Origin of the sequence: Caballeronia glathei, from assembly GCF_000698595.1 — a bacterium.
In the GTDB taxonomy this organism is placed as follows: domain Bacteria; phylum Pseudomonadota; class Gammaproteobacteria; order Burkholderiales; family Burkholderiaceae; genus Caballeronia; species Caballeronia glathei.
This window is the reverse complement of sequence record NZ_JFHC01000201.1, coordinates 1-2,131: the sequence shown is the minus strand read 5'-3', so window position 1 is coordinate 2,131 and position 2,131 is coordinate 1. Positions and strand designations below refer to the sequence as shown.

The 2,131-nt window shown below is 65.6% G+C and carries 3 protein-coding genes; all 3 read left to right on the top strand.

Features of this window, described 5'->3' with window-relative positions; genetic code table 11:
- The first annotated feature begins 1 nt into the window (after position 1).
- From paaA to paaC, 3 genes are read left to right on the top strand one after another with little or no spacing between them, the layout of a single operon-like run.
- Positions 2 to 1,009 (top strand): 1,2-phenylacetyl-CoA epoxidase subunit PaaA, encoded by a 1,008-nt coding sequence (gene paaA, locus BG61_RS38240; protein ID WP_035943522.1) that lies wholly within the window; start codon positions 2 to 4, stop codon positions 1,007 to 1,009.
- Between the two features lie 14 nt (positions 1,010 to 1,023).
- Positions 1,024 to 1,308 (top strand): 1,2-phenylacetyl-CoA epoxidase subunit PaaB, encoded by a 285-nt coding sequence (gene paaB, locus BG61_RS38235; RefSeq protein ID WP_025527963.1) that lies wholly within the window; start codon positions 1,024 to 1,026, stop codon positions 1,306 to 1,308.
- A gap of 21 nt (positions 1,309 to 1,329) precedes the next feature.
- On the top strand, positions 1,330 to 2,130 hold the full coding sequence (paaC, locus tag BG61_RS38230; RefSeq protein ID WP_035943519.1) for a 1,2-phenylacetyl-CoA epoxidase subunit PaaC: 801 nt from the start codon (positions 1,330 to 1,332) through the stop codon (positions 2,128 to 2,130).
- Position 2,131: the final 1 nt, after the last annotated feature.

Here is a 2,131-nt window from a genome sequence, read left to right as displayed (position 1 = left end):
CATGTACACCCAATCCCTCGATATCCCCGGCAACGTCCAGCCGCTCGACCCGTCGGCCGCGGCGGGCGAATCGGCCGAGCAGCAACGCTTCGATGCCGTCATGCAGGCCGACGGCAAGATCGAGCCGCAGGACTGGATGCCCGAAGCCTACCGCAAGACCCTGATCCGCCAGATCTCGCAGCACGCGCACTCGGAAATCATCGGCATGCAGCCCGAGGGCAACTGGATCAGCCGCGCGCCGAGCCTCAAGCGCAAGGCGATCCTGCTCGCCAAAGTGCAGGACGAAGGCGGCCACGGCCTCTATCTGTACAGCGCCGCCGAAACGATGGGCGTCTCGCGCGATCAGCTGGTCGCGGCGCTTCACGCGGGCCGTGCCAAATATTCGAGCATCTTCAACTACCCGACGCCCACCTGGGCCGATGTCGGCGTGATCGGCTGGCTGGTCGACGGCGCGGCGATCATGAACCAGATTCCGCTGTGCCGCTGCACCTACGGGCCGTATGCGCGCGCAATGATCCGCATCTGCAAGGAGGAGTCGTTCCACCAGCGCCAGGGCTTCGACGCGCTGCTCTCGATGATGAAGGGCACCGACGCGCAGCGCGAGATGGTCCAGCAGGCGGTGAACCGCTGGTGGTGGCCGGTGCTGATGATGTTCGGCCCGAGCGACAAGGACTCGATCCACAGCGGCCAGTCGTTCCAGTGGGGCATCAAGCGCATTTCGAACGACGATCTGCGCCAGAAGTTCGTCGATGCGACCGTCGAGCAGGCCAGGATTCTGGGCGTCACGCTGCCCGATCCGGACCTGAAGTGGAATGAGGAACGCCGCGCCCACGACTACGGCGCGATCGACTGGGAAGAATTCTGGCGCGTCGTGAACGGCGACGGCCCGTGCAACAAGGAGCGCCTCGCCACGCGCGTGAAGGCGCACGACGAAGGCGCGTGGGTGCGCGAAGCGGCACTCGCGCATGCCGCCAAACAAGCAGCGCGTGCGCATAAAGAAGCCGCCTGAACAGGAGACGAGAGATGAACAAGGAATGGCCGATCTGGGAAGTATTCGTGCGCAGCAAGCAGGGGCTCGATCACAAGCATTGCGGCAGCCTGCACGCGCCCGACGCGAGCGCGGCGCTGCGCATGGCGCGCGACGTGTACACGCGGCGCCAGGAAGGCGTGAGCATCTGGGTGGTGCCGTCGGCGGCGATCACCGCGTCGGACCCGGCCGACAAGGCCGAGCTGTTCGAGCCGGCGGGCGACAAGATCTACCGTCACCCGACGTTTTTCGTGCTGCCCGACGAAATCAACCACATGTAAGGCGCGTCTTCAATGACTAACATGACCACGCCCCACCATCTGTCGTACGTGCTGCGCCTCGCCGACAACGCGCTGATTCTCGGCCAGCGCAACAGCGAGTGGTGCAGCCACGGCCCGGCGCTCGAGGAAGACATCGCGCTTGCGAACATCAGCCTCGATCTGATCGGCCAGGCACGCCTGCTGTACTCGCACGCGGCCACGCTCGACGAGCAGCTCAACGGCAAGAAAAAGACCGAAGACGACTACGCGTACTTCCGCAACGAGCGCGAGTTCGCGAACTACACGATGGTCGAGCTGCCGCATTTCGGGCCGCTCGCGGGCACCGCGCGCGCCGCGCGCGACTACGCGGTGACGATCGTGCGCAATTTCCTGTATTCGGCGCTGATGGTGCGCGTCTGGGAGGCGCTCGCCGCCAGCGCCGACGACCATCTGGCCGCGATCGCGGCGAAGTCGATCAAGGAGACCCGCTATCACCTGCATCACGCGAGCGACTGGCTGATCCGCCTTGGCGACGGCACCGAGGAATCGCACCGGCGCGCGCAGGCGGCGCTGGATTACCTGATGCCGTATGCGCGCGAGTTTTTCAGCGTCGACGCCGTCGAGCAAGCGGTTGCCGCGCAAGGCATCGCGCCGCTCACGAGCGAGTTCGAAGCGGCATGGCGCGAAGAAGTCGCCGCGACGCTCGAAGAAGCAACGCTCGAGGCCCCGGCCGAAGTGCAGCACGTCAGCACCGGCAAGCACGGCGAGCATTCCGAACACATGGGCTATCTGCTCGCCGAAATGCAGAGTCTTGCACGCCAGCATCCTGGCGCGACCTGGTAAC

Coding starts and splice junctions, on each gene's coding strand:
- paaB (WP_025527963.1), top strand. CDS start 1,024: ATGAACAAGGAATGGCCGATCTGGGAAGTATTCGTGCGCAGCAAGCAG.
- paaC (WP_035943519.1), top strand. CDS start 1,330: ATGACCACGCCCCACCATCTGTCGTACGTGCTGCGCCTCGCCGACAAC.
- paaA (WP_035943522.1), top strand. CDS start 2: ATGTACACCCAATCCCTCGATATCCCCGGCAACGTCCAGCCGCTCGAC.